The organism is Bacillus sp. N1(2025), assembly GCF_053470005.1.
The window spans coordinates 153664-177118 of the sequence record NZ_JBLTJB010000001.1 but is presented as its reverse complement, the minus strand read 5'-3'; the positions used below and the strand labels follow the sequence as shown (position 1 = coordinate 177118).

At 45.1% G+C, this 23455-nt stretch carries 23 protein-coding genes; 3 read left to right on the top strand and 20 right to left on the bottom strand.

Translation table 11 applies throughout. From position 1 onward, the window contains the following. Positions 1 to 195: 195 nt before the first annotated feature. Together ACNFN4_RS00950 and ACNFN4_RS00945 are read right to left on the bottom strand one after the other, a co-directional pair. Positions 196 to 1218, bottom strand: coding sequence for a glyceraldehyde-3-phosphate dehydrogenase (locus ACNFN4_RS00950; RefSeq protein WP_014418609.1), 1023 nt, complete (start codon positions 1216 to 1218; stop codon positions 196 to 198). Between the two features lie 207 nt (positions 1219 to 1425). Next, a complete protein-coding gene (locus ACNFN4_RS00945; RefSeq protein WP_003152469.1) occupies positions 1426 to 1812 on the bottom strand; it encodes a winged helix-turn-helix transcriptional regulator in 387 nt (128 codons plus the stop codon). 183 nt (positions 1813 to 1995) lie between these two features. Between ACNFN4_RS00945 and ACNFN4_RS00940 the strand changes: the two genes are divergently transcribed. Continuing rightward, positions 1996 to 3195: an MFS transporter gene (locus ACNFN4_RS00940; RefSeq protein ID WP_014305559.1), complete on the top strand. Its 1200-nt coding sequence runs from the start codon at positions 1996 to 1998 to the stop codon at positions 3193 to 3195. A 58-nt stretch (positions 3196 to 3253) separates the two neighbouring features. Then, positions 3254 to 4096 carry an aldo/keto reductase gene (locus ACNFN4_RS00935; RefSeq protein ID WP_021494429.1) on the top strand — a complete coding sequence of 281 codons (843 nt, stop codon included), beginning with the start codon at positions 3254 to 3256 and terminating at the stop codon, positions 4094 to 4096. 38 nt (positions 4097 to 4134) lie between these two features. Here ACNFN4_RS00935 and coaE read toward each other — a convergent pair whose 3' ends face one another. The 16 genes from coaE to ACNFN4_RS00855 all read right to left on the bottom strand — a co-directional run bounded on the left by coaE (position 4135) and on the right by ACNFN4_RS00855 (position 19950). Then, positions 4135 to 4728: a dephospho-CoA kinase gene (gene coaE / locus ACNFN4_RS00930; RefSeq protein ID WP_029973342.1), complete on the bottom strand. Its 594-nt coding sequence runs from the start codon at positions 4726 to 4728 to the stop codon at positions 4135 to 4137. Positions 4729 to 4743: 15 nt separating this feature from the next. Next, positions 4744 to 5376, bottom strand: a complete 633-nt coding sequence (gene ytaF / locus ACNFN4_RS00925) for a sporulation membrane protein YtaF (RefSeq protein WP_003152461.1) — start codon at positions 5374 to 5376, stop codon at positions 4744 to 4746. A gap of 136 nt (positions 5377 to 5512) precedes the next feature. Continuing rightward, positions 5513 to 6343: a DNA-formamidopyrimidine glycosylase gene (gene mutM, locus ACNFN4_RS00920; protein ID WP_029973341.1), complete on the bottom strand. Its 831-nt coding sequence runs from the start codon at positions 6341 to 6343 to the stop codon at positions 5513 to 5515. Between the two features lie 24 nt (positions 6344 to 6367). After that, a complete protein-coding gene (gene polA / locus ACNFN4_RS00915) occupies positions 6368 to 9007 on the bottom strand; it encodes a DNA polymerase I (RefSeq protein WP_029973340.1) in 2640 nt (879 codons plus the stop codon). 246 nt (positions 9008 to 9253) lie between these two features. Continuing rightward, positions 9254 to 10993 carry a two-component system histidine kinase PnpS gene (gene pnpS, locus ACNFN4_RS00910; RefSeq protein WP_448199941.1) on the bottom strand — a complete coding sequence of 580 codons (1740 nt, stop codon included), beginning with the start codon at positions 10991 to 10993 and terminating at the stop codon, positions 9254 to 9256. Next, complete coding sequence (locus ACNFN4_RS00905; RefSeq protein WP_014418615.1) at positions 10986 to 11705, bottom strand: response regulator transcription factor; 720 nt, start codon at positions 11703 to 11705, stop codon at positions 10986 to 10988. Before ACNFN4_RS00905 ends, pnpS begins: the two co-directional genes overlap by 8 nt. A gap of 215 nt (positions 11706 to 11920) precedes the next feature. Further along, positions 11921 to 12859 carry a malate dehydrogenase gene (mdh, locus tag ACNFN4_RS00900; protein ID WP_003152455.1) on the bottom strand — a complete coding sequence of 313 codons (939 nt, stop codon included), beginning with the start codon at positions 12857 to 12859 and terminating at the stop codon, positions 11921 to 11923. A gap of 45 nt (positions 12860 to 12904) precedes the next feature. Next, positions 12905 to 14176, bottom strand: a complete 1272-nt coding sequence (icd, locus tag ACNFN4_RS00895; protein WP_007408075.1) for an NADP-dependent isocitrate dehydrogenase — start codon at positions 14174 to 14176, stop codon at positions 12905 to 12907. Positions 14177 to 14336: 160 nt separating this feature from the next. After that, positions 14337 to 15455 carry a citrate synthase gene (gene citZ / locus ACNFN4_RS00890; protein ID WP_017418343.1) on the bottom strand — a complete coding sequence of 373 codons (1119 nt, stop codon included), beginning with the start codon at positions 15453 to 15455 and terminating at the stop codon, positions 14337 to 14339. A 717-nt stretch (positions 15456 to 16172) separates the two neighbouring features. Next, positions 16173 to 16325: a hypothetical protein gene (locus tag ACNFN4_RS00885; RefSeq protein WP_017418344.1), complete on the bottom strand. Its 153-nt coding sequence runs from the start codon at positions 16323 to 16325 to the stop codon at positions 16173 to 16175. Further along, the gene (locus tag ACNFN4_RS00880; protein WP_014418617.1) at positions 16315 to 17448 is read right to left on the bottom strand and encodes a Rap family tetratricopeptide repeat protein; all 1134 of its coding nucleotides are present in this window, start codon (positions 17446 to 17448) and stop codon (positions 16315 to 16317) included. The genes ACNFN4_RS00885 and ACNFN4_RS00880 overlap by 11 nt, the downstream gene beginning before the upstream one ends. 291 nt (positions 17449 to 17739) lie before the next feature. Beyond that, entirely contained in the window at positions 17740 to 18177 is a 438-nt protein-coding gene (locus tag ACNFN4_RS00875) for a terpene synthase (protein WP_289357476.1), read from the bottom strand. A gap of 156 nt (positions 18178 to 18333) precedes the next feature. Next, complete coding sequence (locus ACNFN4_RS00870) at positions 18334 to 18570, bottom strand: peptidoglycan-binding protein (protein WP_434476128.1); 237 nt, start codon at positions 18568 to 18570, stop codon at positions 18334 to 18336. 83 nt (positions 18571 to 18653) lie between these two features. Further along, positions 18654 to 19064, bottom strand: a complete 411-nt coding sequence (locus ACNFN4_RS00865; protein WP_017418345.1) for a YjdF family protein — start codon at positions 19062 to 19064, stop codon at positions 18654 to 18656. A gap of 214 nt (positions 19065 to 19278) precedes the next feature. Further along, on the bottom strand, positions 19279 to 19455 hold the full coding sequence (locus ACNFN4_RS00860; RefSeq protein ID WP_289357477.1) for a hypothetical protein: 177 nt from the start codon (positions 19453 to 19455) through the stop codon (positions 19279 to 19281). A 30-nt stretch (positions 19456 to 19485) separates the two neighbouring features. Beyond that, positions 19486 to 19950, bottom strand: coding sequence for a DUF441 domain-containing protein (locus tag ACNFN4_RS00855; protein WP_448199940.1), 465 nt, complete (start codon positions 19948 to 19950; stop codon positions 19486 to 19488). 97 nt (positions 19951 to 20047) lie between these two features. On the opposite strand from ACNFN4_RS00855, the gene ytvI reads away from it, so the two are divergent. Continuing rightward, positions 20048 to 21163 carry a sporulation integral membrane protein YtvI gene (gene ytvI / locus ACNFN4_RS00850; protein ID WP_448199939.1) on the top strand — a complete coding sequence of 372 codons (1116 nt, stop codon included), beginning with the start codon at positions 20048 to 20050 and terminating at the stop codon, positions 21161 to 21163. Between the two features lie 31 nt (positions 21164 to 21194). On the opposite strand, the gene ACNFN4_RS00845 is transcribed toward ytvI, so the two are convergent. Together ACNFN4_RS00845 and pyk are read right to left on the bottom strand one after the other, a co-directional pair. Next, a complete protein-coding gene (locus ACNFN4_RS00845; protein ID WP_012118168.1) occupies positions 21195 to 21578 on the bottom strand; it encodes an FxsA family protein in 384 nt (127 codons plus the stop codon). 110 nt (positions 21579 to 21688) lie between these two features. Further along, positions 21689 to 23446, bottom strand: a complete 1758-nt coding sequence (gene pyk / locus ACNFN4_RS00840) for a pyruvate kinase (protein WP_007408069.1) — start codon at positions 23444 to 23446, stop codon at positions 21689 to 21691. Positions 23447 to 23455: the final 9 nt, after the last annotated feature.

Sequence of the window (23455 nt, the reverse complement as noted above, 5' to 3'; positions counted from 1 at the left end):
GAGAACTGACCCGGCCATTTACCACGGGGGAAAGTTAGTCCGGAGAGGTCCTAACCCTTTAAGTAATTCCGAAGCAGTCACGAGCAAGAAGTTCACGAAAGATAGTATACTGTGTTTAAGTTTATTTTGCAAGGTGTGTTTTTTGCGAATATGCCGTTAAGGGTTTTTTTCTAACAAATGTCCATGATCTTTAGTCTACACAGCTGACGGGTGTTTCATTCGCGCGGCGACGTGACGGATAAGATCAACGACCCGGCAGGAATATCCCCATTCATTGTCATACCAGGCGAGCACCTTTACTTTTCGGTCTTCCATCACTATCGTTGTCAGTCCGTCAATGATCGCAGAGTGTGAATTCGTATTATAATCCGAAGAAACGAGCGGCTCATCCGAATAATCAAGAATTCCGTACATCGACGTTTTTGCGGCTCTTTGGAAAGCGGCGTTCACTTGCTCGGCCGACACATCTGTTTTCAGATCGCAGACAAGGTCCACTAATGACACATTCGGAACGGGAACACGCAAAGCGAGACCGTGAAGTTTTCCTTTCAAATGAGGCAGCACGAGCGACAGCGCTTTGGCGGCGCCTGTAGAAGTCGGAATGATGGATTCTCCGCACGCTCTCGCCCTCCGCAGATCTTTATGCGGATTGTCGATATTTTTTTGATCATTCGTGTAAGCGTGAACAGTCGTCATCAGGCCGCTTTCAATCCCGAATTCCTGATCAAGCACTTTGACGACCGGCGCAAGACAGTTTGTCGTGCAGGATGCATTTGAAATAATGACATGTTCATCGGGATTGAACTGCTCTTCATTTACTCCCATGACAATGGTAACGTCTTCATTTTTGCCCGGAGCCGTTAAAATAACTTTTTTCGCCCCTGCTTCAATATGGCTCATTGCTTTTTCTTTTGAATTAAATTTCCCCGTTGCCTCTACGACGATGTCTATTCCGCATTCTTTCCACGGAAGCTCTCTCGGGTCCCGGCGATTGAACAGCATAATATGTTTTCCGTTGACGATCAGACTGTCGTCGGAGGTCTCAACTTCTTGATCGTATTTGCCGTGAATTGTGTCATACTTTATCAAATGAGCAAGCGTTTCCGGGGGATAGCTTGCATTAATGGCTGTTATTTGAATTTGATCATCTTCCATTGCTTTTCTGAACACCATTCTTCCGATTCTTCCAAACCCGTTGATTGCTACTTTTACCTTCATGCTCAGGTCACCCCTTTTTAATATGCCACTCTAATTTACCTTTATTTATATATAGTATAACACATTAAAAGAAATCCGCCAGTACAACTTGATAAAAATCCACCCTTATACCGATCAATATGTTGTTCAATCGGTTTTTTTGCATATAAAATGATCTTTCTTCCATAAAAAAAGCAGGATCAGCGTCTCAGGCTGCCTGCTTTTTTCTTATATTTGTCCCGGTTCTTTAAATTTGTCATTTAAAATGCTGTCCTCTAAAACGGAAGACACCTCGCCGTACCGTTTAGCAATATGCATCGCGCCCCAGTCGCACAGCGCGTTTAAAATTCTTTCCAGACTGTGCCCGTATTCACTCAGCTCGTATTCCACTTTCGGCGGCACCTGATTGTACACGATCCGGTTGATGACGCCGTCAGCTTCCAGCTCCCGCAATTGCTGTGTCAGCATCTTCTGGGTGATGTCCGGCATAAGCCGCTTCAATTCGCTTGTCCGTTTTTTCCCGCGCATGAGGTGGCAGAGGATCACACACTTCCATTTTCCGCCGATCACTTCAAGCGCCGCCTCTACGGATATATTGTATTTTTTCTTCAGCAACGGTAATTCCTCCTCATCTATAGGAACTAAAAAGTGCCTATGGCACTTAAAAGTACGTTCTTTTCAATGACACTTCTATCGATCATAATGACATTTGCCGGCTGAAAAGGAATGTACTCTTATACTTATATCGTTTACCCGGCATCATTTCAACCATACATTATCGTTCAAGGAGGAAAACAGATGTCTTCACATCGCCAAAGCTATTTACCAGCGCTGCTGGCATTAGCCGTCAGCGCTTTTGCGATCGGCACAACCGAATTTATCAGCGTCGGGCTGCTGCCGCTTATATCTCAAGATCTGCATATACCTGTGACAACGGCGGGGCTTACCGTTTCCATGTATGCTCTGGGCGTGACATTCGGCGCGCCGGTTTTAACATCTCTCACATCCGGCATGTCACGGAAAACGCTGCTGCTCTGGGTGATGTTAATTTTTATCGCCGGAAATACACTCGCGGCAAGTGCGTCCTCAATCGGCGTCTTACTGGCGGCACGGGTTATTTCGGCGTTTTCCCACGGCATTTTCATGTCAATCGGGGCAACAATCGCCGCCAATATCGTGCCGGAGCATAAAAGAGCAAGCGCGATTTCCATTATGTTTACGGGGCTGACGGTGGCTACGGTGACCGGCGTTCCGTTCGGCACCTATCTCGGCCAGCAATTCGGATGGAGAATCGCATTTGCCGTCATTGTGGCGGTAGGAATCATCGCATTCCTCACAAACGCGCTTCTCGTTCCGTCGCATTTGCGCAAAGGGACGAAAACCGCATTTTCCGAGCAGGTCAAACTCGTCACAAACGGGCGGTTATTGCTTTTATTTATTATTACGGCGTTAGGCTACGGCGGAACGTTTGTCGTGTTTACGTATTTATCTCCGCTTCTTCAGGAGGTAACCGGTTTTCAGAAAGAAACCGTCGCGGCCATCCTGCTCATTTACGGAATTGCGATTGCCATCGGAAACATGATTGGCGGCCGTTTATCAAACCGAAATCCGCTGAAAGCCTTGTTTTATATGTTCATTGTCCAGGCTGCTGTGCTGTTTGTTCTGACTTTTACCGCGCCGTTTAAAACAGCCGGGCTGATCACCATTATTTTCATGGGGCTGTTGGCGTTTATGAATGTGCCGGGGCTTCAGGTATATGTCGTGATGCTGAGTGAACGTTTTGCGCCAAGCGCCGTTGATACAGCATCAGCCTTAAATATCGCGGCATTCAATGCCGGAATCGCGATCGGCTCGTTTGCCGGCGGAATCATTACAGACTCAATCGGAATCATTCATACCGCTTGGATCGGGGCGCTGATGGTGCTCAGCGCGGTCGTATTAACCGGATGGAGCAGGAAGCTTGAAAAGCGGGATCGCACTGCCCTTGAAAGGAGGTGAGTTTTTCTTCAGCGCATTTTGATTGTTTCAACAGACAACTAATAGGAGGAATATATACATGACAACACATTTACAAGCAAAATCAACATTGCATAACGGAGTAGAGATGCCTTGGTTCGGCATCGGAGTTTTCAAAGTAGAGGAAGGCGCGGAACTCGTCAACGCGGTGAAAACGGCATTGGTGCACGGCTATCGCAGCGTTGATACCGCCGCGATTTACGGAAATGAAGAAGGTGTCGGCGAAGGCATCCGCCAAGGGCTGCAAGAAGCGGGATTAAAACGTGAAGACATTTTTGTCACGTCAAAAGTATGGAATGCCGATTTAGGATATGAAGAAACGTTAAAAGCGTTTGACACAAGCTTAGAAAAACTCGGTTTAGATTATTTGGATTTATATTTGATCCATTGGCCTGTCGAAGGAAAGTACATCGATGCGTGGCGGGCGCTCGAAACCCTTTACCGGGATGGACGCATTAAGGCGATCGGGGTCAGCAATTTCCAAATTCACCATCTGAAACATCTCATGAAAGAAACGGAAATCAAGCCGATGATCAACCAGGTGGAGTACCACCCGCGTCTGACACAGAAAGAACTGCTTGCTTTCTGTACTGAACAAGGCATTCAGCTAGAAGCGTGGTCGCCATTGATGCAAGGGCAGCTGCTTGATCACCCCGTCTTACAAGAGATCGCAAAGAAGTACGGCAAATCAGCCGCTCAAGTGATTTTGCGCTGGGATTTGCAAAACGGTGTTATCACCATTCCGAAATCAACTAAAAAACACCGTATTGAAGAAAATGCAAATGTCTTTGATTTCGAACTGTCAGCTGACGATATGAAGCGGATTGATGATCTGAACGAAAATCTCCGTGTCGGTCCTGACCCTGACAATTTTGATTTTTAACCAGAAAAACACCGTTCGGCTTTCCGAACGGTGTTTGTTTATGCCCAGCCGCTCAATACTTCCTCAAGCTGGTGCTTTGTATGTTCAAGACTGCCGCTGTTATCAATGACGGCGTCAGCTTTTTTTGTTTTGTCCGCTAAAGGCATTTGCGACGTTATCCGGCTCATCGCTTCTTCTTCTGTAAGGGAATTCCGCTCCATCAGCCGTTTGAGCTGAATGTCTGCCGGTACGGTGACGACGAGCACCTTGCCGACAAGATAATCAAGCCCGCTTTCATACAAAAGCGGTATATCCAAAACGACGAACTGCTCTTTTCGTGCAACGGCTTCATCCCGCTGTTTCAGCATTTCCGCACGCACCGCCGGATGAACGATCTGATTCAGCTTCAGACGCTTCTGTTCGTCAGTAAAAACGATAGAACCGAGTTTTTTTCTGTCAATACCGCCATTTTCCAGCAGGATGTCTTTTCCGAATGCCTCCACAATTTGTCCGTAAGCCGGCATCCCTTTGTCCACCGCCTGTTTTGCGATGACATCCGCATCAATGACTGTTATTTTTTTGTCGATCAGCATACGCGCTACCGTGCTTTTGCCGCTTGCGATGCCTCCCGTTAAACCGATGACCAAGCTCAAAAAGCCCACTCCTTCTTACATTTTCCAAATCCCGATGATAATCAGCAGGACTCCCGGCAAAAATGTCATTTTATCTATCCAATTCCATCTTGAGAGCAAATGCCCCGCGTTTATGCCGAGTGAAACAAACAGCGAGCTCATCAGCCCGACAGTCACGCTCATCATAACCGGAGAAAAGCCGAGAATGGCCGCTCCCAGCCCGGCGCCAAACGCGTCAATGGATAAGGCGATACCGAGCAGAAGCGCCTCGACTCCGTTAATGGTTCCGGATTGATCAATATCGGCGCTGGTCGGTTTTTTCAAAATGTGAATCACGATGCCGAGCGATTTCACTTCAAGATTAAGTAACGTTTTTTCATGCAATAAGTAATCAGGCTCTTTAGCCGGTTTGAAAAATTGCCAGATGACCCATGCCCCGATTCCGATTAAGATCAGCCCGCCCAGTTTTTCCGTGACGGATACGGGAAAAATCTTTGTCAGAAAATGGCCGATCAGCATGGATATAAACATCACAGAGGCTGAACAGCAAGCGATCACGGCAATCGCTTTGAACGGGATTTTCATTTTTCTCAAACCATACGTAAACCCGACTGAAAAACTGTCCAAGCTGACAGCAAAAGCCAAAAGCAGCAAAGAAACAATCTCCATATCCGTTTCTCCCTTTCTCTTGATCGGCAATTGTGACATATGCCTATTGGGTGAATCACAATATATATATGGAGAAAGGTCATCAACTGTGTTAGAAAAAAGTCATTCTGCTGCCGCCTGCTTGAATCGCTTCAGTTTATGATTTTTTTTGGCAGCGGGCGCAAAAATGCGTCCCTCTTCCGCCGACCACGATTTTAGAAATCATCGTGCCGCACGTTTTGCACGGTTCATCCTTTTTGCCGTATACGTAATGTTTGAGCTGAAACATTCCGATCTCCCCTTGAGAATTGATATAAGACCGGACGGTGCTCCCGCCCGCGTCAATCGCTTCCTGAAGGGTGTCTTTAATTTCTGTATGAAGCGTTTTTATCTGCCCGTCTGACAGACTGTTCGCTTTTGTCTCAGGATGAATACGCGCCCGGAATAAAGCTTCATCGACATAAATATTGCCGAGGCCGACGACCGCTTTTTGGTCGAGCAGGGCTGTTTTCACCGCGCGGTTCGTTTTTGCAAGCCGCTCTTTTAAATAAGCAGCGGTAAATGCTTCATCATCGGGTTCGGGCCCGAGCTGTGAAAGCGGTAATGCATTCTGTTCCTCTCCCGGCGCAAACAAATGCATCGTGCCGAATTTCCGGACATCCCGGTAGCGGAGCTGTGTTCCGTCCGTCATGTGAAACACGACGTGCACATGTTTATCGTCAGGCTCATCGGCCTGATGAAGACCGTATTTCCCCTCCATCCGAAGGTGGGACACCATGACATAATGATCCAGATGGAAAAGCAAAAACTTTCCTCTTCTTCCGATGGATCGGATCGTTTCTCCTGCAATCTGCCGCGCGAATTCCTCCGGCTCGGCGGGTTTTTTGATGATATTCGGCCATCTGATATGCGCCGATTCAATCGTTTTCCCCTTCACAAGACCGGTCAGAGTGCGCCGGACCGTTTCAACTTCTGGTAATTCCGGCACAATCATCACTTCCTTTTTCTCTGTTTATTTTGCATCGTACCAAGACGGCCCTGAAGCATAATCCGCCTTCAGAGGCACGTCTAATGCCAAAGCATGCTCCATCACTTCAGGAACCAGCTTCTCTAATATTTCAATTTCTTCCTTAGGCGCTTCAAAAATCAATTCATCGTGCACCTGAAGCAGCAATCGTGCCTTCAGGTTTTTCTCTTTCAGCTCAGCTGCCATGTCAATCATGGCTTTTTTAATAATATCGGCGGCGCTTCCCTGAATCGGCGTATTCATGGCCGTCCGTTCCGCAAAGCTCCGCAGGTTGAAGTTGCGGCTGGTCAGCTCAGGAATATAGCGGCGGCGCTGCATAAGTGTCGTGACATATCCTTTTTGCTTCGCTTCCTGCACCGACTCTTCCATATATGCCTTGACGCCCGGGAAGCTCTCCAAATAGCGGTCAATAAAAGCGCCCGCTTCTTTCCGGGTGATGCCGAGGTTTTGCGACAGCCCGTAATCACTGATGCCGTAAACAATGCCGAAATTGACGGCCTTTGCCTGGCGGCGCATCGCTTGTGTCACTTCATCTTCACTGACATGAAACACGTCCATGGCGGTTTTTGTGTGAATGTCCATGTCATTCGTAAACGCTTCGATCAGATTTTCATCTTTTGAAATATGCGCAAGCACCCTTAATTCAATTTGTGAATAATCGGCGGCGAAAATAAGCCAGTCCGGTTCGGACGGTACGAAAGCCTGACGGATTTTCCGCCCTTCCTCCAGCCGGATCGGAATATTTTGCAGGTTCGGATCCGTTGAGCTGAGGCGTCCGGTTTGAGTCAACGCCTGATTGAACCGTGTATGCACCTTATGAGAATCCTTGCGCGTGACTTTCAGCAGCCCTTCTATATAAGTCGATTGAAGCTTGCCGATTTGTCTGTATTGCAGAATGTAAGCGACGATATCATGTTTGTCTGCGAGCTTTTCCAGGACATCGGCTGAAGTGGAATAGCCTGTTTTTGTTTTCTTTACTGGCGGCAGGCCGAGCTTTTCAAACAGAATGACGCCGAGCTGTTTTGGTGAATTGATGTTAAACGGCTCACCGGCGATGTCATGGATTTTTTCTTCATATTCCTTCAGCTTCGCCTTAAGCTCTTCGCCCATTCGCTTCAGTCTTTCAACATCCACTTTGACGCCCATTGATTCCATTTCTCCGAGAATAAGCGCAAGCGGGAGTTCGAGATCTTCATATAATTCAAGCTGATTATTTTCTTCCAGCGCGTACAGCAGTTTGTCACGGAGGCTGTTAACGGCAGACGCTTTCCGCGCGAGATGATCGGCAAGCTCTTTTTCAGCCGGAACGGCGCGCTTTGCGCCTTTTCCGTATACCGCTTCATCTTTTGAAACGATATTCAGCCCGTATTCTTTTGCTACGCTCGCGACATCGTCGTACGAGTTGCCCGGGTTTATAATGTAGGCAGCAAGAAGCGCGTCAAATTCCGTTCCCTTCAGCTCAATTCCCTGCCAGCGCAAAGCGACGACAGAACGTTTGCTGTCGAACACCCACTTTTTCATCGATTCATCTTCAGCCCAAGATTTAAACGCTTCAGACTGAATGGCGATTTCTTTCGGAATATAATAAAGACCTGTTTCATTCACGATGGAAAAGCCGAGGATCGGTTCTTCGTGATAGTTATCACCGATTTGTTCGACGACCAAAGCGGACGGCGAAACGAGCATATCTTCGGTGATTTCTTCTGCCGTTTCGACATTGATGTCTTCAAAATTTTCTTCCGCCGTTTCGCCGCTTTCTTCACCGAGCCGCTCAAGAAGCGTATTAAAACCCAGGTCTTTAAAAATGGCAACAACTTGTTCACGGTCAAACCCTTGGTAATCTAAATCTTCGGGCTTGACTTCAATCGGCGCATTTGTCATAATCGTCGCCAGCTCTTTGCTCATCAAGGCTTGTTCCTTGTATTCTTCAAGCTTTTCTTTTAATTTTTTTCCGCTGACTTCATCAATGGAATCAAGCAGTTTCTCAACCGAATGAAACTGCTTTAAGAGCTTAATCGCGGTTTTTTCTCCGACGCCGGGGACGCCCGGTATATTATCGGATGAATCCCCCATTAATCCCTTCATATCAATGATTTGCAAAGGGGTCAGACCGTACTTTTCTTGCACGTGCTCCGGCGTGTAATCTTCCACGTCGGTAATGCCTTTTCTCGTAATGGCAACGGTCGTTTTCCCGGTTGCAAGCTGGGTTAAGTCCTTGTCCCCCGAAACTACCTTTACTTCGAAGCCGTCTTTTTCAGCAGATACGGCAAGCGTGCCGATAATATCGTCCGCTTCATATTCAGGAAGCTCGTATCGGCTGATTTTGTAGGCATCAAGGAGCTCACGGATGAACGGCATCTGTTCTGAAAGCTCCGGCGGCGTTTTTTGTCTTCCGCCTTTATATTCTTTAAACGTGCTGTGGCGGAAAGTGGTTTTTCCCGCATCAAAAGCCACCAGCATGTGGGTCGGCTTTTCATCTTCCAGCATCTTCATTAAAATCATCGCAAACCCGTATACGGCATTTGTATGGATGCCTTTTTCATTGCTTAAAAGCGGCAATGCAAAAAACGCCCGGTACGCCAGACTGTTTCCGTCGACAAGCACTAATTTTTTTCGTTCCGTCATTCAATATCCTCCTAAGAGCAAAAGCTCGTCATTCCTCTATTTTTTAATCTCACAGCTTCTCTTATTTTAACAAAGTTCAATTTGAAAGGAAAATGAGCGAACCCCGTGAAAACGCAAAAAAGGACGGGAACAAGAAAATACGTTCCCGCCGTCAAAATTGGCTCCTTGGATGAAGGGGTTCTGTTACATCCTAACAAGATAGGTTTAACAGGTCATGAAGAAATTGTTAATCCTTTGTAAAGCTGATCACGCTTCCGGCTGCCGCTTCAGCGTCACGGTAAATACAGTCCCCTGTCCCGGCTCGCTTGTGACCTCGATTTTACCTTCATGGGCTTCTATTAAGTGCTTCACGATGGCGAGGCCGAGCCCGGTTCCTCCCGAGTTGCGGCTTCTGTCTTTATCCACGCGGTAGAATCTCTCAAATATCCGCGGGATCTCTTCCTTCTGAATGCCGATTCCCGTATCGGACACTTTGATATCGACAACGGTTTCTTTCACATGTACCGAAATCCCCACCGTCCCTTTTTCAGGCGTGTAGGTCAGGGCATTGTTCGCCAGATTCAAAAATACCTGCTTCAGCCTGTGCGCATCACCCGTCACAAAAATCGGCTCTTCCGGGAGATCGAGCTGAAAGCTGATGCCTTTTTCCGCAGCCTTATGCCGCAAAAGCGCCTCAATTTCATGCAGAATTTTTGCGGCGTCAAAGGACTCTACGCGCATCGTAAAGTTTTGCTGCTCCATCTTGGATAAATCCAGTAAATCCTGCACGAGAGATTGGAGCCGCTCACTTTCTTTCAGAATGATAGACAGAAAGTCTGAAAGCGCCTTTTCATCTTTCATCGCTCCGTCTAACAGTGTTTCCGTAAATCCTTTAATCGAGGTGATCGGTGTTTTCAGTTCATGGGAGACATTGGCGACGAAGTCCTTTCTCATCTGCTCCAATTTTTTAATTTCCGTCATATCGTGAAAGACGAGGACGATGCCCTTCCATTCATCGTCAGGGCCCATGATCGGAACGCCGTCAACTTCAAAGTAGCGCCGCTCAATATTGATGGGAAGTCTGAGCAGCTGGCATTTTTTCGTCTCCGTCATAAAAATGTCTTCGACAAGCCGAATGATCTCCTCATGTTCAAACGCATCATGGTAAAGGCGCCGAAGCAGACGTTCAGGCTTTGTATGAAACTGCTTCGTGTATGACCGGTTCACGAGATTGATAAAACCTCGCCCGTCTATTAAAATCAAACCGGATCCGATATTTTCAATGACGGTTAACAGACGATCGCGCTGCATATCCTGCGTTCTCGTCATTTCCATTAAATCGACCGCCAGGCTGTTCATCGCACGCCCGAGACGGTCCGACCGCCTTGCGTAACCGCTGTAGGAGCGGGCGTCATAATTCCCTTTGGACAGCTCCGTCGCCACCTTTGTCGCGGCGTCGATGGATTTTTTGTAACGGGACGTCATGTTTGTATAAAAGAAAACGATAATGATAAAAGCGGTACAAAGACTTGCTGCCAGCATGCCCCACATTTCTCCGGTAACGCTTGAACCGCCGTTGATCTCAGAGGAAACAAGTACATACCCCGCTGTTTTCCCGGCGTCATTTTTTACGGCAGTGCCGCGGATGACTTTGCTTTTCGACTGTACGGCTTCCTCACTTTTATTGTGAGAAATGAACTCCTTTACGGCTGAATCATCAGCATGACTGCCGGAATGATATACGGCGTCACCCTTCTCGTTGAGCACGGCGACGTTTATACCGAGGGTGCGGCCGGCATCACGGATTACCGTTTCATTGCTTTTATTGCCGATTCGGCCGGTGTCAAGAAGGCCCGCTATGTATACCGATTCCTTTTTCAGCTGATCCGCCGTTCTTTCTTCAGCGGATGAAGAAATAAGCTGCTGTAAAAAAAGGCCGAGAACACTGAAAACCAATATGATACATACAACGAGTAAAGCGAACAGACGCACACGGACTTTATTCATTCATTTTTGGCTCCTCCAGTTTATACCCCAAACCTCTGATTGTTTTAATATAGATGGGTTTTTTGGTATTTGATTCGATTTTGTCGCGCAGATGGCTGATATGAACGTCAACAATCCGGGTATCCCCGGCAAAATCATAGTTCCAGACCGCGCTCAGCAGAAGATCTCTCGTCAGCACTCTTCCCTTATGTTTTCCCAAATACAGAAGCAGTTCAAATTCTTTAGGCGTCAGTTCCAGCTGTTCTGACTTAAAGTACGCTTCGTAATGCTCCGGAAGAATTTTCAGCTCGCCGATGAGGATCTGCCCGTCCTTTTCCTCTTCTCTGCCTTGTGACAGCGAAGAAATGTCAGCCCTTCTTAAAATGGCTTTCACCCGCGCAGTGACTTCCCGCGGACTGAACGGCTTTGTCATGTAATCATCCGCTCCGAGCTCCAGTCCCAGCACCTTATCAAACTCCTCATCTTTTGCTGTCAGCATCAAGATCGGAACCATCATTTTCTGCTGTCTGAGCTGTTTACAGACGTCGATTCCGTCCACTTTCGGCAGCATGACATCCAGTACGATTAAATCCGGATTTTCATTCTCTGCCTGCTCCAGAGCCTCTTCGCCGTCTGATGCGGTGATGACATCATAGCCGGACCGTTCCAGATTATACTGTAAAAGAGTAACGATAGATTGTTCATCATCTACAACTAAAATTTTTTTGTTCATGCTGCGCCCTCCGCTGTCTATTTTCCCCGACATCCAATTTTCTCTATTTTATGTGCTGCATATCACTTTATGATTTCATTTTATCCAATACTGCCCGTTCAGACAATTCGCCTTTTTGATCATTTTCAGAGAAAGGATCGCTCAGGGAAAAAGAAAACGCTTTCATTAATTGTAAAAAGAGGAAGGCTTCTGATTCGGAAGCCTTCCCTTTTTTCTTATGACAATACTTTCATCACGTTTTTGACAGATTCAACTGATTTACTCAGCTGCGCTTTTTCATAGTCTGTCAGTTCAAGCTCGATGATTTGCTCTAGGCCGTTTCCTCCGATAATCGTCGGTACGCCTAAGTAAATGCCTTCATGACCGTATTCGCCTTCTAAGTAAGCGATGGTCGGAAGCACGCGGCGCTGATCTTTCAAAATGGCTTCTACCATTTCAGTCAGTGATGCAGCAGGCGCATAGTAGGCGCTTCCGTTGCCGAGAAGGTTGACGATTTCCCCGCCGCCTTTTCTTGTGCGTTCTACAATCGCATCAAGACGGTCTTTCGGGATAAGCGTTTCAAGCGGAATGCCGCCCGCATAGGAATAACGGACGAGAGGAACCATGTCGTCACCGTGTCCGCCAAGAACAAAACCGGTCACATCTTTTACAGACAGGTTTAATTCTTCAGCGACGAATGTTCTGAATCGCGCAGTGTCAAGCACTCCGGATTGTCCGATGACGCGTTCTTTCGGGAAGCCTGATTCTTTGTACACCGCATATGTCATCGCATCAACAGGGTTTGTCAATACAACGATAATGCAGTCAGGAGAATATTTCACGATCTCACGTGTGACGCTTCTCATGATTTTTTCGTTTGTAGATACGAGATCATCACGGCTCATGCCCGGTTTTCTCGCAATTCCGGCTGTGATGACGACGATATCAGAACCGGCTGTGTCCTCGTAGTTGGACGTGCCTGTGATTTTCGCGTCAAATCCTTGAACCGGACTTGCTTCGAGCATGTCTAGCGCTTTTCCTTTTGTCGGGTTTTCTAATTGCGGAATATCAACGAGCACAACGTCTGCAAGCTCTTTTTGAGCTGTAAGAAAGGCTGTTGTCGCTCCCGTAAATCCTGCTCCGATAACAGAAACTTTACTGCGTGTTTTTCCCATGATTCTCTTCTCCTTTTTTGGCTTCATTAGAAGTCTGCTTTAGGTTCAGTCCATGTTTTTGATTAGCTCTTCACCAAACTCTGAACATTTCACTTCAGTTGCACCGTCCATTAATCTAGCAAAATCGTACGTTACTACTTTTGAAGCAATCGTTTTTTCCATAGATTTAATGATCAAGTCAGCAGCCTCATTCCAGTTCAGGTGTTCAAGAAGAAGCACTCCTGAAAGGATGACGGATGACGGGTTGACTTTGTCAAGGCCGGCATATTTAGGAGCCGTTCCGTGAGTCGCTTCGAAAATCGCATGCCCTGTTTCATAGTTGATGTTCGCTCCCGGCGCGATTCCGATTCCGCCTACCTGAGCGGCAAGCGCATCAGAGATATAGTCTCCGTTTAAGTTCATTGTCGCCACGACGTCGAATTCGCTCGGACGGGTTAAGATCTGCTGAAGGAAAATATCAGCGATGCTGTCTTTGACGATGATTTTCCCTGCCGCTTCCGCGTCGCTCTGCGCTTTATCAGCCGCTTCTTTTCCGTCTTTTTCGACAATGCGGTCATATTCAGCCCAAGTGAATACTTTATCTCCGTATTCTCTTTCGGCAAGCTCGTAGCCCCAGTTTTTAAATGCCCCTTCAGTGAACTTCATGATGTTTCCTTTGTGGACAAGCGTGACAGACTTACGGCCGTTTTCGATCGCATACTCAATGGCAGCTCTGACTAAGCGGCTTGTGCCTTCTTCAGAAACAGGTTTGATGCCGATTCCTGACGTTTCAGGGAAACGGATTTTGTTAACACCCATTTCATTTTGCAGGAAGCTGATCAGCTTTTCAACCTCTTCAGAACCTTTCGCATACTCAATTCCGGCATAAATATCTTCCGTATTCTCGCGGAAAATGACCATATCCGTATCTTCAGGACGTTTGACCGGAGAAGGCACTCCCGTGAAATATCTGACAGGGCGCAGGCACGTAAACAAATCAAGCTCCTGTCTCAGCGCCACGTTCAGAGAACGGATACCGCCGCCGACCGGTGTCGTCAGAGGACCTTTGATGGCGATGAAGTACTCTCTGATGTCTTCCAGCGTTTCGGCAGGAAGCCACTCACCTGTTTTATTATAAGCCTTTTCACCGGCATAAACTTCTTTCCACGTGATTTTTTTCTCGCCTTTATATGCTTTTTCAACAGCGGCTTCCAATACTTTAGAAGCGGCGTTCCAAATATCAGGGCCTGTGCCGTCGCCTTCAATAAACGGGATAATCGGATTATTTGGTACGTTTAATACTCCATTAGAGACTGTAATTTTTTCACCTTGTGACACAATATTACCTCCCAGTATGTAATTCATATTTAGAAAACATTTTATTTTTCTTGTACAGAAAATAAAATGACTTTTCTCAAGATTCTATCAAAATTGTAAACCAATCCGGGCTTGATTAACAAGAGGCTAACGACATGAAAATCACCAGCCTCCCGTTTGATCAGGCTCTTTCATCAATCGGAACAAAAGTCTGCTTATCCGGACCCGTGTAATCAGCGCGCGGGCGGATGAGGCGGTTGTTATCGTACTGTTCAAGAATATGGGCGATCCATCCTGACATTCTGCTGATCGCAAAGATCGGCGTGAACAGATCGTGATCAATGCCGAGACTGTGGTATACAGATGCGGAATAGAAATCAACGTTAGGCGGGAGTTTTTTCTCCGACGTTACGATTTCTTCGACACGGATTGACATCTCGTACCATTTGCTTTCACCCGTCAGATTCGTCAGGCGTTTGCTCATTTCTTTTAAGTGTTTGGCGCGCGGGTCTCCATGCTTATACACACGGTGTCCGAAGCCCATTACTTTTTCCTTTTTCTCCATTTTGCTGCGGATATAAGGCTCGGCGTTTTCCACTTCGCCGATTTCTGTCAGCATTTTCATGACGGCTTCATTGGCTCCGCCGTGAAGCGGTCCTTTTAAAGCGCCGATGGCGGCAGTGATGCCTGAGTAAATATCAGATAAGGTGGCGACACATACTCTCGCCGTAAATGTTGATGCATTCAGCTCGTGATCCGCATGAAGAATGAGCGCTTTGTTAAACGCTTCCACTTCGATCGGAGAAGGCTCTTCACCGTTTAAGGTGTAAAGGAAGTTCTCCGCGATTCCATACTCTTCCTTCGGTTCAACAGGATCAAGTCCTTTGCGGATTCTTGAGAAAGCGGCGACAATGCCCGGCACTTTCGCCTGCAGACGGATGGCTTTTCTGTAGTTCGCTTCCGGATTCATGACATCGGCTTCACTGTCAGTCAGACCGAGTAATGAAATCGCCGTCCGGAGCGCAGCCATTGGATGTACGTTATTGAGGGGATAGGATTTGAAGTGCTCAATGATTTCTTGTGGAACGGCAGCTTCTTTCGCAAGCTGTTTTTTCAGTTCAGCAAGTTCCGTTTTATTCGGCAGGCGCAGATGCCACAGCAAATAAATGATTTCTTCAAAACTTGCATTCTCTGTCAAGTCGTCAATATCGTACCCTACATATGTAAGGGTATCGTCGATAATAGAGCTTACAGATGATGTTGTTGCTACAACCCCTTCAAGACCGCGTGTTGCTGTCATATTCAACCTCTCCTTTTCAATCAAAATTCCCCTTTAAAGAGTATATAAAACATACGGCTTACTTAAAATGAGTCATGCAAACAATCCCTTTCCCCTTTAAGAAAATGCTTACATTTCAATGGTTGCGATTACATAACCAGTATGCTTATAGAGGAACATAACAAATTCTTATAAGCTTATTTAAGTTTAAGCCTATTCTTATTATAAACAATAATCTGATTAATTTGTAGACTTTTAACTAAAAATGTTTTAAAAGCCTTATATATCAAGGCTTTTCGTTGATAAATTTAATCGTTTGCTTTCAGGCGCTTTGTAAAACCATGTATTCTCATGTTTTCATTTGGGGGAGTTTTGGAGGAGACTTTAAAAGGACAGGCGCGACAACTTCACCGCAAGTTTAACCCCCTTCTTTACCGGAGAAGGGGGTTAATTTGTTTACTCGACTGAATCAATGTTCGGATCAGCTTCAGAAATCCATGTCTTGGTTTTAGTTGGCTCAAATTTTCTTATATATATCTTTGTTGTTACTTCGTATTTCGCTTTTGTGTATATAACGATCCTTTTGTATTTTTATGCGGACTTCAAACGAATATCACCCTTGTAACATAACCTGTTACCATGCTTGTAATGCAGCAGCCGCAGCCCCGCCTAAAAAGAGAAAAATCGAAAATGCATGACAAAAAAAGATGCAGCCCTAAAAAGGCCACATCTTTTAAATCATGTTTGCAGTCGCGCAGCTAGTTGTATTACCTCATTATCAGTTTTGGCTGCATTATGATGAAGATGAGTCGTGTTTCCTACAAAAGCAATTACACCGAACGTAATAGCGAAAGCAGAGACAGAGAAACAAATTGCTTTTTTAATATTCATACAAACAATCCCCCCGCTGTATTTGAAGTTGAGACTCCACCATCTTATCATAAAAAATTGTAGCCATTTCAAAGTCCTTCATTCCTTTGAAAAAGTTTGCTGTTAAAAGTGTCAACTCTTCGACATACGAATACATATGAATATTTTCAAGCTTACTTAAAATTTCTACAAGGCTGTCTTTGTTAATCGGTTCAGCAAATAAAACATATAAAAACTCTGTTAATAAGCAAAACAAATTGTCGTCATATTTTACTGCTGTTTTTAAACCTTCTTTTAAAGCTTGGCCTGCCGCGGCTGTTTTCTTTTGCTTAAATAATACTATGGAAAGTGAATAATATGAATGGGGCAGAGTTCTCAATTTCATTTCTTCACCAATCACAATTGCTTGTCTCAAATACGCTTCGGCCTTTTCTTCTTGTCCCATGTAGTGATAACTTTCACCCAAATTATAAAGAGCAGAGGAAATCAACCTTTTATGACCAAATTCTTGCGAAAGCTTCAAGGCTTCCTCAAGATGCTGTAATCCTTTTTCGTAATGTTTAAAATCAAGATAATTACCCACAATTACAAATAAACTTTGAATTTTTCGGACGGTATAAAGCGGGTTTCGATCATAAATTTCTAACGCTTTTAGAATATGATGCATGGATACGTGCGTTTGTTTCATATTATAATAAGCCTCTGCCAACTTAAAATGAAACTCAGCTTGTTCTATTTCATCAGAGACATGATGAATTTCCATCTCTGCTTTACGATAAAAATTAATTGCTTCTACATACTGCTTCTGATCAAATTCGTACATTCCGCGAAAAAAATGTGAGTAATATTTTAAGAGGCCGGTAAGTGTTTTTTGTGGTTTCTCAATCTTCTCAAGTAGTTCTGTGGTGGTTGGCCTATCAGTCCTATACTTTATTTCTGGGTTTAAATAATCTAGCATAAGTTGATGACGAAAAGTCATGAGAGAGTAATAAATAAGTAAATATTCGTCTTCTTCCATTTCTTTTATTTCGTGTTCCACTTCGGCTTTTAAAATTTCCGCGTCTGGCACACTAAATTGACGAATCATCTTGTACCACTCGTTAATTTTAACGCCTACATGTGAAGACGGTAATACTTGGTCCATGCATTCATTCCCCTCCTCCTCTTTTGATTTATTTTCCACTAATTTCTTATTTTCTGTAAACGAAAAAATACCGCAATTTTCCTAATTAACCGAAAATAACAAAAATAATAGCGATTTTGGAAATAGAACATCCATGACAATAAAGCACTTGTATACACCCCTTGCGGGTGCTGAACTTACGATTTTCGTCAATTGTATTTATGCTATAAAGAGAAACTAGAAGTCTATTTTTTGCCTTAAAAAGAAGTACAGAAATTATCTTCTGTACTCCTTTAAAATCTAAATAAGAAATCAATCTTGAGATAAATAAATCCAATTTATATCGTCAAATTCTTTGATAACATAATCTGATCCTATACTACGTAAAATTCTATTAAAGAAAATGATGTCATCTTCTTCATCGTAATTATATAAATCCTTTTGAACATATTCTTTAATAATAAAATTCGTTAAATTTGTATGATTAACAAATTCAGAAAAGTAAGATCTTATAAAAATTGAATTATCTTCATTTAATTTTTCATCATTAACAATTGAAATCTTAAAAACATTTAAAATCGCATTAATATCTTCTTCGTCCATATAACATAATGGTTCTAATTTTTTGTCTTCTTCTGTAAATGGCTTTCGAGTATCTTCAATTATTACGTAAGATAAAATGTTACCATCTTTCAGCACACGAAAAACTTCTAAATCACGTAATTTTAAAGCTCTATTAAGTGATAGCATTCTTTCCCCCTAATCAAATATTAAAATCCAAATACTAACCTTAGATTCTTTAGTAATCTACCTCCTGTTACACCTATTTAAAGCTGCTATTGTTATCACATATGCAGGGTTCAATAGTATATCAATCCAACTATATTTAGAAATTTTTTTCGTTCTTTATCTAATTTTTCCTATTTCTTTAACGCTGATTTTCATCTTTGTCTTTGGCCCATGAATGCCGTCAGCAGTCACGCAGTACATGGACTGGAATCGTTTGACTGCATTTGCTGTTTTCGGGCCGTAAATATCCTCATCAAGCCGTTCATCAATTGAAACTGACTCATTTACTGATGTAAGTGAATTTAAATAAATTGCAGAAAAACCCTCCTCATCTCGAGAAGGGCTCTGACTTATACTTCTTTTTCTCTAAATCAGTCCGAAGAAACTAACTGATGCCGCTCAACTTTTTAATCGGAGGGCTTTATCGGGTTCTCCGACTATTTGCCCCTATGCTTTTCTTTTGCTTTTTGTTTTCTGATTAAATATTTTTGTTCCTTTATTTTTTCTCTTTGTTTTCTATTCAGTTGTTTTTTCTTTTCTTTTCTTGCTTCAAGCTCCTGTTTTATCGCTTTTTGTGCCTTAGTTGATATCCCGATATTTTTCATCTCTTTAGAAGCTTGTCGTTGCAATCTTTTTGGGTTTAATTTCTTAGATTTTGCTTTAACACAAACCCCTTCTTGTTCAGTGTGGGAGAGAGTCGGTAAAAGTTGATTATTAACAAAATGCATTATTTCTGAATCCTTTGGCTCTTGTCCAAACAAATGACGAATTGCTCTTAATTTCCCATCATTCACAACTTCAATGACTCCTACCCAAAACTGACCATCGTAGTAAACCGTTAATTTCATAACGATTCCCTCCTCCTAAATTTACTGAAGAATGATGGACATCCCGAGGAGGGGAAGGTTACTGACATTTTAAATCATGCATCCGGACTACCAACCGAATTGTGTTTTTTCATTCTCATTATAAATTTAACAAACTTTCAAATTGAAGGAAAGGGTCTCCGCTTATTTTGAACAACACTTCAAGTTTGTTTTGGTATCAGGCCCATAAATTCCATCAGCTTTTCATCCATTCATCAATTGGAATTACTGCAATCGCTGTTTTCGCTCCATGTGCGCCGTCAATCCCGAAGTTCTTTGTTACATGGTAAGCCACTTCATTCATCGGAATAATGCAAATGGCATTTGTCTGAACTACAAAATGCGCAAGTGCAAACTCTAATTTTCTCCACAAAAAAAAGCAGCTTTACGCCGCTTTTTTACTTTACGAAGTGAATATTTTAACGATTTGCATGGCCAAGTAGGCGATTCCGGCGCCGATTAACGGGCCGACGGCGACGCCTCCGAAAAGCGCGACGGCAAGTATCGTGCCGATGACCAGCGCCGTTGTAATATGAGGGTCGTTTTCCAATAAGGTGAGACCGTTTTTGGCGATTAAGGCAACCGCGATCCCGGCACCGAGAGCGATCCACGCATAATATGATTTCATCGCTTCTCCGAGCTGTTTAAAACCGATATCACCTGTGGCAATCGGCACTAAAACGGCGATTGTAATGACGGTGACCCCCCAGTTGATGCCTTTTGACTGAATAACCGGAAATAGTTTCTGATCAAGACCGACAGCTTTTATCATAATGAGAAAGCCGACGGCAAAAAGCAATGACTGATTTTTGGCTACCAATGCGATGGCCAGCAATAATAGTAAAAATAAATTCGCCTGTGTAAACATCCTGAAAGCACCCTCTTTCATCATATCTATATTCATATCCTTTTTTCTGACGAATAAACTAATGTAATAGGACGTGCCGACCGAGAGGAGGATCGATGTGAACCCGCACTATGCAACTGTTTTTTTCCGCGCGCTGTTTGTACTCGCTGCGGCCGGCGGCGCTTTAGCAGCCGGTTACGCCTCATTTCCGTTAACTTATCCGTTTCTGATCGCCCTTATTCTGTCATCAGCGATCATTCCCGTAGTTGACTGGCTGGACAAACTGACGGGGCTGCCCCGGTCAGTCAATACTGTCATTGTCCTGGTCTTCTTTTTGCTTATTCTTCTTGGCGCGGCGACATTTCTCGTTGCGGAAATCATTTCGGGAACCGCCTATCTGGCCAAAACGCTCCCTCCCCATATCAGCGCCTTTATGACGTATTGCGAAGAGCTGTTCACTTCCCGCATTCAGCCATTGTACCACGAGCTGACCGTCCTATTTAACGGGCTGGAGACCAATCAGCAGGCATCCATCGTGACGCATATTCAGACCCTCGGTGATACAGCCGCTAAAAATGCGGGGCTGATGCTTTCACATCTTTTGGAGTTGGTGCCGAAATGGATTGCCTTCCTTCCCAATACAGCTGCCGTCTTCATTTTCGCAATGCTGGCGACTTTTTTTATGACAAAGGACTGGCATAAGCTGAAGGCGCTGCTTTATTCTACTCTTCCGGAACGGGTTTCAGCAAACGCCAAGGCCGTATCGGGAGAGCTGAAAAAAGCGATGGCCGGTTTCATTAAGGCGCAGGCCGTGCTCATCCTTTTCACGATGATCATTGTCTTTATCGGACTTTTTCTTTTAGGGATTGAGCATGCGGCAACCATCGCCTTTTTTATCGGCCTGGTTGATCTGCTCCCGTATCTCGGCGCCGGGTCGGTCTTTGTTCCCTGGATTATGTATTTGGCCATTGCCGGTCAGCTTCCTCAAGCGATCGGTCTCGGTATTTTATATATTGTGGTTCTCATTCAGCGCCAGCTGACGGAGCCGAAAATTTTAAGCAAGTCAATCGGACTTGATCCGCTTGCGACCTTAATCGCCCTGTTTGCCGGCTTTAAACTGTTCGGAATTTTAGGACTGGCTGCGGGGCCCGCCCTGCTCGTTTTCATTCAGGCCTTTATCACAACGGGCGCTTTAAAAGAAATATGGGCCTATATTACTGTTCAGTCCAAATAAAAACAGCAGCCCTGTAAGAAGGCTGCCGTTTTTATTTGATAATGATCCGCTTGTTTTTTGACATTCCTCTCAGCCATTTGAACAAAAGCGGCTTCATGCGGTTCCGAGTGAACGGAATCAGAAGACAGGCCCCTGCAATATCGGACAGAAAACCCGGAAGCATCAAAAGCAGGCCTCCGAAAAAGACGCATATTCCGTCAAGAAGCGCTTCCCCCGGCATTTTGCCGTGCTGCAGGTCGCGCATCACCCGATGATACACATCGGTTCCCTGTCTTTTTGCCACCAAGGCGCCTAACACGCCTGTCAAAATGATGAGAAGGAAGGTCGGAAAAATACCGAGCCATTTTCCCGCCAGCAGAAACAAACCGATTTCAATTGCCGGACACACGATAAACAGTAAGAATAACACTCTCATTTTTCTGCCCTCCTGCCCTTCTAAAAGCGCGTCACCGCCCGCATGGGAATAGGAAAATCAACCTAAAGACAAAAGAGAAGGGAGAACCCCCCTCTCTTTTTTAAAGCTGTTTAAAGAACGCTTGCGCGGCCTTCATACACAGCGCCGCGGGCAGCGTCAACTGTGATAACCTGTCCTTCTGTTAAAACTGAAGTTGCGTTCTCCAGACCGACGATAACCGGAATGCCCAAGCTTAAACCGACAACGGCTGCATGGCTTGTCAGACCGCCTTCTTCAGTGATGAGCGCTGATGCTTTTTCAAGTGAAGCGATCATGTCGCGGTCAGTGCTTGAAGCAACCAATACTGCGCCGTCTGTCATTTTTTGTTCAGCTTCTTTCGCATTTTTTGCAACAACGACCGGACCGAATGCAGATTTGCGTCCGATGCCTTGCCCTTTCGCGATAACGCTGCCGACAGTGTGGACTTTCATCAGATTCGTCGTGCCTGATTCACCGACAGAACCTGCTGTAATGACAATCAGATCACCGCGTTTCACGATGCCGCTGTCAAGTGATTTTTGAACCGCGTCTTCAAGCATTTCATCGGTTGAATTCGCGTTTTGGCCGCTTGCCGGGAATACACCGAATACAAGACCGAGTTTGCGTGATACAGACTCATTAACCGTAACGGCTACAATCGGAGCCTGCGGACGGTATTTCGCGATCATACGCGCCGTATGGCCGCTTTCTGTAGGGGTAACGATAGCTGCCGCACTCAGATTGATCGCCGTGTGCGCAACTGATTGGCCGATCGCATCGGTAATCGTCATGCCGACCTGATCTCTGCGTTTAGACAGAATTTCTTTGTAGTTCAGAGATTCTTCCGTGCGTGTGGCGATGTTAAACATTGTTTGAACCGCCTCGACAGGATATTGTCCCGCAGCCGTCTCACCGGAAAGCATGATAGCGTCTGTGCCGTCGAAAATGGCGTTGGCAACGTCACTTGCTTCAGCGCGTGTCGGACGAGGGTTGCGCTGCATGCTGTCAAGCATTTGTGTCGCAGTAATAACCGGTTTGCCGAGCGCGTTGCATTTTTTGATCATTTCTTTTTGCACGAGCGGCACTTCTTCGGCCGGAATCTCTACGCCGAGGTCTCCGCGCGCTACCATTAAGCCGTCAGATACTTCCAGGATCGCGTCCAGGTTGTCCACGCCTTCCTGGTTCTCGATCTTAGGAATGATTTGAATGTCAGACGCGTTATGCTCTTCAAGCAGTTCGCGGATTTCAAGGACATCCGTAGAACGGCGTACAAATGACGCAGCGATGAAATCAACGCCTTGCTCGATACCGAATACGATGTCTTTGGCGTCTTTTTCAGTAATTCCGGGAAGGTTGACGCTGACGCCGGGAACGTTTACGCCTTTTTTATTTTTCAGCGTGCCGCTGTTTAAGATTTTTGTTTTGATTTCGTGTTTTTCCGGATTTGATTCTAGCACTTCCAATCCGATTAAACCGTCATCCAACAGGATGATAGACCCTGCTGACACGTCGTCTGCCAGGCCTTCATAAGAAACTGAGAATTTTTCAAGCGTTCCCAGCACCTGTTTCGTAGAAACGATAATTTCATTTCCCGCCTGAAGCTCAAGCGCGCCGTTTTCCATATCGTGCGTGCGGATTTCCGGACCTTTCGTATCGAGGAGAATCCCCACGTTTTTGCCGAGCTTTTTGCTTGCTTCTCTGATGTTTTTGATTCTTGCGCCGTGCTCTTCGAAATCACCGTGTGAAAAATTCAGACGAGCAACGTTCATACCCGCTTCCATCAATTTTGTCAGCATTTCTACACTTTCACTGGCCGGACCGATTGTACAAACGATTTTTGTTTTTTTCAACTCGTTCAC

Excerpts from the sequence above, each read along its gene's own strand:
- polA (WP_029973340.1), bottom strand. The coding sequence starts at position 9,007 with ATGACGGAACGAAAAAAATTAGTGCTTGTCGACGGAAACAGTCTGGCG.
- mdh (WP_003152455.1), bottom strand. The coding sequence starts at position 12,859 with ATGGGAAAAACACGCAGTAAAGTTTCTGTTATCGGAGCAGGATTTACG.
- ytaF (WP_003152461.1), bottom strand. The coding sequence starts at position 5,376 with ATGGAGATTGTTTCTTTGCTGCTTTTGGCTTTTGCTGTCAGCTTGGAC.
- ACNFN4_RS00940 (WP_014305559.1), top strand. The coding sequence starts at position 1,996 with ATGTCTTCACATCGCCAAAGCTATTTACCAGCGCTGCTGGCATTAGCC.
- ACNFN4_RS00950 (WP_014418609.1), bottom strand. The coding sequence starts at position 1,218 with ATGAAGGTAAAAGTAGCAATCAACGGGTTTGGAAGAATCGGAAGAATG.
- ACNFN4_RS00880 (WP_014418617.1), bottom strand. The coding sequence starts at position 17,448 with ATGGACCAAGTATTACCGTCTTCACATGTAGGCGTTAAAATTAACGAG.
- citZ (WP_017418343.1), bottom strand. The coding sequence starts at position 15,455 with ATGACAGCAACACGCGGTCTTGAAGGGGTTGTAGCAACAACATCATCT.
- ACNFN4_RS00885 (WP_017418344.1), bottom strand. The coding sequence starts at position 16,325 with ATGAATATTAAAAAAGCAATTTGTTTCTCTGTCTCTGCTTTCGCTATT.
- ACNFN4_RS00865 (WP_017418345.1), bottom strand. The coding sequence starts at position 19,064 with ATGAAATTAACGGTTTACTACGATGGTCAGTTTTGGGTAGGAGTCATT.
- ACNFN4_RS00935 (WP_021494429.1), top strand. The coding sequence starts at position 3,254 with ATGACAACACATTTACAAGCAAAATCAACATTGCATAACGGAGTAGAG.
- ACNFN4_RS00855 (WP_448199940.1), bottom strand. The coding sequence starts at position 19,950 with ATGTTTACACAGGCGAATTTATTTTTACTATTATTGCTGGCCATCGCA.
- pnpS (WP_448199941.1), bottom strand. The coding sequence starts at position 10,993 with ATGAATAAAGTCCGTGTGCGTCTGTTCGCTTTACTCGTTGTATGTATC.
- ACNFN4_RS00905 (WP_014418615.1), bottom strand. The coding sequence starts at position 11,705 with ATGAACAAAAAAATTTTAGTTGTAGATGATGAACAATCTATCGTTACT.
- ACNFN4_RS00875 (WP_289357476.1), bottom strand. The coding sequence starts at position 18,177 with ATGCTATCACTTAATAGAGCTTTAAAATTACGTGATTTAGAAGTTTTT.
- ACNFN4_RS00845 (WP_012118168.1), bottom strand. The coding sequence starts at position 21,578 with ATGAGAGTGTTATTCTTACTGTTTATCGTGTGTCCGGCAATTGAAATC.